This is a genomic window from Streptomyces sp. NPDC004658 (genome assembly GCF_040609555.1).
Taxonomy (GTDB): domain Bacteria; phylum Actinomycetota; class Actinomycetes; order Streptomycetales; family Streptomycetaceae; genus Streptomyces.
The window spans coordinates 39964-46591 of record NZ_JBEXKG010000054.1 but is presented as its reverse complement, the minus strand read 5'-3'; the positions used below and the strand labels follow the sequence as shown (position 1 = coordinate 46591).

At 73.7% G+C, this 6628-nt stretch carries 5 protein-coding genes; 2 read left to right on the top strand and 3 right to left on the bottom strand.

Annotation, left to right across the window (positions count from 1 at the left end; genetic code table 11):
- A partial coding sequence (locus ABZV94_RS20165; RefSeq protein ID WP_356341932.1) for a TIM barrel protein occupies positions 1–894 on the bottom strand: 894 nt, incomplete at its 3' end.
- Between the two features lie 128 nt (positions 895–1022).
- Complete coding sequence (locus ABZV94_RS20160; protein WP_356341929.1) at positions 1023–1955, bottom strand: Ppx/GppA phosphatase family protein; 933 nt, start codon at positions 1953–1955, stop codon at positions 1023–1025.
- A 167-nt stretch (positions 1956–2122) separates the two neighbouring features.
- Here ABZV94_RS20160 and ABZV94_RS20155 point away from each other — a divergent pair, with 167 nt between their 5' ends.
- The gene (locus tag ABZV94_RS20155; protein ID WP_356341927.1) at positions 2123–2878 is read left to right on the top strand and encodes a hypothetical protein; all 756 of its coding nucleotides are present in this window, start codon (positions 2123–2125) and stop codon (positions 2876–2878) included.
- 66 nt (positions 2879–2944) lie between these two features.
- On the opposite strand, the gene ABZV94_RS20150 is transcribed toward ABZV94_RS20155, so the two are convergent.
- Complete coding sequence (locus ABZV94_RS20150) at positions 2945–4942, bottom strand: hypothetical protein (RefSeq protein WP_356341925.1); 1998 nt, start codon at positions 4940–4942, stop codon at positions 2945–2947.
- Between the two features lie 263 nt (positions 4943–5205).
- On the opposite strand from ABZV94_RS20150, the gene radA reads away from it, so the two are divergent.
- Entirely contained in the window at positions 5206–6615 is a 1410-nt protein-coding gene (gene radA, locus ABZV94_RS20145) for a DNA repair protein RadA (protein ID WP_356341923.1), read from the top strand.
- The last annotated feature ends 13 nt before the right edge of the window (positions 6616–6628 follow it).

The window sequence follows — 6628 nt, the reverse complement described above, 5'->3', positions numbered from 1 at the left end:
GCCGAGTTCGTACGTCGTCATGATGCCGTGCAGGGACGCGGCCACGTTGGCGTGGGTCAGGGGCACGATCTTGGCCCTGCCCGTCGTGCCGGCCGCCGCCGCGGCCAGGTGCTTGCGCGTGAACTCCAGGGCCTCGGCGAGGTCGGCCTCGCGCTCGGCGCCGGACATCGCCCGCCGGGTGTTGACCTCGATCACGACATGCCCGTCGAAGCCGGTGTGCACCAGGCGTTCCAGCAGCTCGGCGCACGGCTGGGTGCCCCGGCCGGGGACCAGGTGCTCGTCCTTGGCGGAGCCCCGGCCGTCGGCGAGGTGGACGTGTCCGAGGCGGTCCCCCATGCGGTCGATCATGCCGAGGGCGTCGGTGCGGGCCGTCGCCGTGTGGCTCAGATCGATCGTGAAGTGCCGGTAGTCGTCGTTGGTGACGTCCCAGTCGGGGGCGTAGGCGAGCATCTCGCGGTCGCGGTAGCGCCAGGGGTACATGTTCTCGACGGCGAACCGCACGTCCGTCTCGTTCGCCATCCGCCAGATCCCGTCGACGAACTCCCGGGCGTACTGCCGCTGCCAGCGGAACGGCGGGTGGACGACGACGGTGGAGGCGTCCAGCTTCTCCGCCGCCGCGCGGGCCCGCTGGAGCTTGACCCAGGGGTCGGTGGACCAGACCCGCTGGGTGATCAGCAGGCAGGGGGCGTGGACGGCCAGGATCGGGATGCCGTGGTAGTCGGACAGGCGACGCAGGGCCTCGATGTCCTGGCTGACCGGGTCGGTCCACACCATGACCTCGACGCCGTCGTAGCCGAGGCGCGCGGCGATCTCGAAGGCCGTCGCGGTCGACTCGGGGTAGACGGAGGCGGTCGAGAGCGCGATGCGCACGTCTGCGTCCCTTGGTTCAGCCACGTCCGTCACCTTACGGCGCCGGGGGGCTCGGGTGTCGGGTGCCTATTCGCCGTTGTGAGGTATGCCATTTGTGCGGCTGCGGGTCGTTTGCGGCTTGTCGTGCGGTTCCCCGCGCCCCTTCGGGGCGCTCACGCGGAACCCATGTGGTCGAGGCGCCGCAGGATCACGCCTTCCCTCAGGGCCCAGGGGCAGATCTCCAGGCTTTCCACGCCGAAGAGGTCCATCGCGCCCTCGGCGACCAGGGCGCCGGCGAGGAGCTGGCCGGCCCTGCCGTCCGAGACGCCGGGCAGTTCGGCACGCTGTTCCACCGTCATGCCGGCCAGGCGCGGGACCCATGCCTCCAGGGACTCGCGCTTGAGTTCCCGCTGGACGTAGAGGCCCTCGGCACTGCGGGCGGCTCCGGCGATGCGGGCGAGCTGTTTGAAGGTCTTGGAGGTGGCGACCACGTGGTCGGGGGCGCCGAAGCGGCTGAATTCGCCGACCGTGCGGGCGATCTCCGTGCGGACGTGGCGGCGCAGCGCGCGGACGTCCTCCGGGGCGGGCGGATCGCCGGGCAGCCAGCCGGCGGTGAGGCGGCCGGCGCCGAGCGGGAGGGAGACGGCCGCGTCCGGTTCCTCGTCTATGCCGAAGGCGATCTCCAGGGAGCCCCCGCCGATGTCCAGGACCAGCAGTTTCCCGGCGGACCAGCCGAACCACCGGCGTACGGCGAGGAAGGTGAGCCGGGCCTCCTCCGCGCCGGCGAGGACCTGGAGGCGTACGCCGGTCTCGTCGGCCACGCGCGCGAGGACGTCGTCGGCGTTGGTGGCCTCGCGGACGGCGGAGGTCGCGAACGGCAGCAGGTCCTCGACGCCCTTGTCCTCGGCGGCCTGGAGGGCGTCCCGGACGACGGCGATCAGCCGGTCGATGCCTTCGTCGCCGATGGCACCGCTGTCGTCGAGGAGCTGGGCCAGCCGGAGTTCGGCCTTGTGGGAATGCGCGGGCAGCGGGCGCGCTCCGGGGTGGGCGTCCACCACCAGCAGATGCACCGTGTTCGAACCCACGTCCAGGACACCGAGTCTCATGTACGGAACGCTACTGCCAGAACGTCCGTCCTCGGTCCCCGATGCGGCGCCTGGCCACTTACCCTGGACGGGTGCCAAAGACGAAAAAGGCGAAGGTCAACAAAGCTGACAAAGCCGACAAGACTGACAAAGATCGTAAGGCCGCCAAAACCTCCAGGGAGGCGACGATGGGCGACGAGAAGGGGCTCGACTTCGCCCGCGCCTGGGTGGAGTTTCCCGATCCCGCGGACGAGGAGCAGGTCTTCCACTGCGATCTGACATGGCTGACCTCTCGCTGGAACTGCATCTTCGGCAGTGGCTGCCAGGGCATTCAGGCGGGCCGTGCGGACGACGGGTGCTGCACGCTGGGGGCGCACTTCTCCGACGAGGACGACGAGAAGCGGGTCGCCGAGCACGTGGCGCGGCTCACGCCGGAGATCTGGCAGCACCATGACGAGGGCACGCGGGGCGGGTGGGTCTCCGAGGACGAGGAGGGTTCCCGGCAGACGCGGCCCTTCCAGGGGTCGTGCATCTTCCAGAACCGTCCGGGGTTCCCGGGCGGGGCCGGCTGCTCGCTGCACATCCTGGCGCTGAAGGAGGGGCGGGAGCCGCTGGAGACCAAGCCGGACGTGTGCTGGCAGCTGCCGATCCGGCGGACGTACGACTGGATCGACCGGCCGGACGACACGCGGGTGCTCCAGGTGTCCATCGGGGAGTACGACCGCCGGGGCTGGGGGCCGGGCGGGCACGACCTGCACTGGTGGTGCACCTCGGCGACGTCGGCCCACGGCGCGGGCGAGCCCGTGTACGTGTCCTACCGGGCCGAGCTGACGGAGCTGATGGGCAAGGCGGGGTACGACCGTCTGGTCGAGCTGTGCGAAGCGCGGCTGGCCTCGCAGTTGCCCCTGCTGGCACCCCACCCGGCCGACCCGGAAGTTTCGTAACGCCCTCTCCCACCCACCACCCACCCGACTCGCTCGGCTGAAAGGCTCCGTCTTCCCGGCTCCTGCCTAGCTGTCCGTCGGGGTCGGAGTCTCGGTATCGGTCGGCGTGGGCGTCGGGGTCGGGGAGTCGGAGGGGGGCGGCGTGGTCGGGGTCTGCGTCGGGTCCGTCGGCGGTGGGGACTGCGTGGCGGGGGGCTCGGTGGGCGGTGTGCTCGGCGGGGGCGGCGGGGGTGTCGGCGAGGTGGGGGGCGGGGTCGGGCGGCTCGGTGCCGTGCCGTAGCCGTCGATCGTGACGACCGCGCCCGCCGGCGCCACCGCCACCTGCGCGTGCCAGTGGCCGGACGGCTCGCGCAGATGGTCGACGTACACCTTGACCGTCAACGTCCGGCCGGGCTCCAGCGTTCCGGAGGACCGGCTGAAGTAGAGCCAGCCGGCCGACGTGGACACCGACCAGCGGACCGCGGACGCGCCGGACGCCGTGAGGGTGATCAGGGTCGTGTCGCCGTCGTTGGCGGCGCTGACTTCGAGCTGTCCCGCGCCCTTGCGGCCCTTGCCGCCGACGCTGACGACCTCCACCGAGACGTCGGCCTTGCCGTCCTTGCCCAGGCGGACGCCCGGCTTCACGCTGGCGTTCCCCGCGTTCTCGTATCCGCCGGAGGTGTCGCCGCCGAGCGCCTCGGGACCCTGCGCCTCCCGCGCGGTCGCCGAGCGCCCGTCGTCCTCCCCGGCCGGACCGCCCCGGTAGGCGGCCCAGAGGGCGAGCACCGGCGCGGCGACCACCGTGGCGACGACGGTCGTCGTGACCGCCCGCGCGCGGATGCGGTCGCGGCGGGCCGCGCGGTCCTTGGGGTCCATCGGGAAGCCTCGCCGGTCGAAGCGCGGTACGGCCGCGCCCCGCGCGCGCGGGTGGCGTGCCAGGGCCGCGCGTGGGGCTTCCAGGACGGGCAGCTCGGCCGGGGTGACCGTGGCGCCGGGCCAGTGGCCGGGGACCGCGCGCTCGGCGGTGCGGCGGCAGCGCGGACAGTCGTCGACGTGCCGGACCAGCTCGCGGCGCAGGGCCGTGCTGAGGACCAGCCGGTTGTCGCCGGTGAGGTGGGCCACGCTCGGACAGCCGCCCGTCTCGACCACGGCGAGGGCCGCGCGCGTGCGCTCGACCTCGCAGGCGGCGGAGGCGAGCAGCTCCCGGGCGGCGGCGGGCTCCATGCCGAGGACGGCGGCGACCTCGTGGGTGGCGAGGTGGTGCCGGACGGCGAGTTCCAGGGCCTCACGCTGCTCGGGCGTGGTGCCGGCGGCCTCCGGCCAGGCCAGCAGCGCGAGTTCCCGGCGCCGCTGCTCCTGGACCTCCGCGGGGAGGGCGGCTGACGCGGGCGGCTCCTCGCCGGCGGGCCGGACGGATCCGGCGGCCCCGGCGGCCTGTGCCGACCCGGCGGACACACCGGCCCAGGAAGGCCCCTCGGTCCCCGCGCTCCCGCCGGCCGCGGAGCCGGGCGCCCAGGACGTCCCGGCGGCGCCCGGCGTTCCCGGGGCCCCGGCGTCCCAGGCGGTGCCGGTCGGCCCGGCGCCGCCCCTTGGGCTTCCGTTCCCGGCGGCTCCGGACGCCCTCCGGCCGCCCCCGTCCGCCCCTTTCCCGGCGCCCCCCGCTCCACCACGCACCGCCCCGCCACGCCCCGCCGCGTGCGTGGCCTGACGTTTCTGCTTGGCCTCGGCCAGCTTGCGCAGGCAGGCCCAGCGGGCCAGGGCGTACAGCCAGGCCCTGCGGTCGCCGGGGGCCCCGGGGGCGCGGTGGCCGCGCCGTTCGGCCAGGGCGAGCACGTCGCCGAGGGCGGCGGTGGCCGTGTCGTGGTCGCACAGGACGGACAGGCAGTAGGTGAACAGGCCGTCCAGGTACGGCTCGTAGCGCGCCGGCGTGCGCTGGGCGACGGTGCGCGCGGCGGCGCGGTCGCGCGCTTCCTTCTCCTCACGGTTCTCGCGCGCTTCGCGTCGTGCGTCACGGGGCTCACGTGCCCCGCGATGCGCCCGGTGCGCGCCTGTCGTGCGGGTGGTCGTCTCCGGACTGCTGCTCATCACCCGTGCGACCGTAGGCGGCGGCGGAGTGCCCCTTCCGGCACCTTGAGCACTTTTAATCCGTACGGGTGAAACGATCCCTCATAAGGGGACAGGAACCCTTTATTCCGCGGCTGGATCCCGGTGGTCGGTGGCCGAGAAGGGTTCACCCACACGTGCTCCCCTCTCTACTTCACCCTTCTTCGCCCTCCTTCACCCGCCTTCACCCTCCTTCACCCCCGACCGCCGACCCGGTTGTCAGTGCCCCGGGCTACGGTTTCCGCATGGCTGCCCGTACCAAGACGACCAAGGACCGCCCGTCCTACCGCTGCACCGAGTGCGGCTGGCAGACGGCCAAGTGGCTCGGCCGCTGCCCGGAGTGCCAGGCCTGGGGCACGGTCGAGGAGTACGGCGCGCCCGCGGTGCGGACCACCACACCGGGCCGGGTGACCACTTCCGCGCTGCCCATCGGCCAGGTCGACGGCCGGCAGGCCACCGCCCGCTCGACCGGCGTGCCGGAGCTGGACCGGGTGCTCGGCGGCGGCCTGGTGCCGGGGGCGGTCGTCCTGCTCGCGGGCGAACCCGGTGTCGGCAAGTCCACCCTGCTGCTGGACGTGGCCGCCAAGGCGGCCGGCGCCGAGCACCCCACCCTCTACGTGACCGGCGAGGAGTCGGCGAGCCAGGTGCGGCTGCGCGCCGACCGCATCGGCGCGCTCCACGACCACCTCTACCTGGCCGCCGAGACCGACCTGTCCGCCGTCCTCGGCCACCTGGACGAGGTCAAGCCCTCCCTGCTGATCCTGGACTCGGTGCAGACGGTGGCCTCCCCGGAGATCGAGGGCGCCCCCGGCGGCATGGCCCAGGTCCGCGAGGTGGCGGGCGCGCTGATCCGGGCGTCCAAAGAACGGGGCATGTCCACGCTGCTCGTGGGCCACGTCACGAAGGACGGCGCCATCGCCGGCCCCCGCCTGCTGGAGCACCTGGTGGACGTGGTGCTGCACTTCGAGGGCGACCGGCACGCGCGCCTGCGCCTGGTCCGGGGCGTGAAGAACCGCTACGGGGCGACGGACGAGGTCGGCTGCTTCGAACTGCACGACGAGGGCATCACGGGCCTCGCCGACCCCAGCGGCCTGTTCCTGACCCGCCGGGCCGAGCCGGTCCCGGGCACCTGCCTGACCGTCACCCTGGAGGGCCGCCGTCCGCTGGTGGCCGAGGTGCAGGCGCTGACCGTCGACTCGCAGATCCCCTCCCCGCGCCGCACGACGTCCGGCCTGGAGACCTCGCGCGTGTCCATGATGCTGGCCGTCCTGGAGCAGCGCGGCCGGATCAGCGCGCTCGGCAAGCGGGACATCTACTCGGCGACGGTCGGCGGCGTGAAGCTGTCGGAGCCCGCCGCCGACCTCGCCATCGCGCTCGCCCTGGCCTCCGCCGCCAGCGACACCCCGCTGCCGAAGAACCTGGTGGCGATCGGCGAGGTGGGGCTCGCGGGCGAGGTCAGACGGGTCACGGGCGTGCAGCGCAGGCTCGCCGAGGCGCACCGGCTGGGCTTCACGCACGCGCTCGTACCGACCGATCCGGGAAAGGTGCCGCCCGGCATGAAGGTCCTGGAAGTCGCCGACATGGGCGACGCGCTCCGGGTCCTGCCGCGCTCCCGTCGCCGAGAGGCCCCACGGGAGGCGGAGGACCGCCGGTAGACTTTGCCCAGGT

What these genes read in the sequence shown, in the direction of transcription:
- ABZV94_RS20160 (WP_356341929.1), bottom strand. Translation starts at nt 1,955, where the DNA reads ATGAGACTCGGTGTCCTGGACGTGGGTTCGAACACGGTGCATCTGCTG.
- ABZV94_RS20155 (WP_356341927.1), top strand. Translation starts at nt 2,123, where the DNA reads ATGGGCGACGAGAAGGGGCTCGACTTCGCCCGCGCCTGGGTGGAGTTT.
- ABZV94_RS20150 (WP_356341925.1), bottom strand. Translation starts at nt 4,942, where the DNA reads ATGAGCAGCAGTCCGGAGACGACCACCCGCACGACAGGCGCGCACCGG.
- radA (WP_356341923.1), top strand. Translation starts at nt 5,206, where the DNA reads ATGGCTGCCCGTACCAAGACGACCAAGGACCGCCCGTCCTACCGCTGC.